The organism is Pantoea sp. SIMBA_079 (genome assembly GCF_046940275.1).
In the GTDB taxonomy this organism is placed as follows: Bacteria; Pseudomonadota; Gammaproteobacteria; order Enterobacterales; family Enterobacteriaceae; genus Pantoea; species Pantoea borealis.
In genome coordinates, this window is record NZ_JAWRYR010001007.1 from 1 (window position 1) to 230 (window position 230).

Here is a 230-nt window from a genome sequence, read left to right on the forward strand (position 1 = left end):
GTGGATGAGGCTCAGCGCCACGAAGATGACGCACAGGAGCACGAGGAGCGGCAGCTGCCACCGGCGGCGCTGAGGCTGGCGCGTCTCCACGTAGATCAACCCGACGAGGAATCCGCCGATCAGCCCACCGACGTGGGCCTGCCAGGCGATGTTGAACCCGGGCAGGAAGCCGATCGCGAGGTTCAGCGCCACCAGCACGAGGATCTGCGTGGCGTTGCCGCCGAGTCGGC

1 protein-coding gene is annotated in these 230 nt (G+C 68.3%); it reads right to left on the reverse strand.

Going from position 1 to position 230, the window contains the following annotated elements; all coding sequences use genetic code 11:
- Positions 1-230: rhomboid family intramembrane serine protease (locus SB719_RS22955; protein WP_412160158.1), on the reverse strand; the 230-nt coding region annotated here is incomplete at both ends.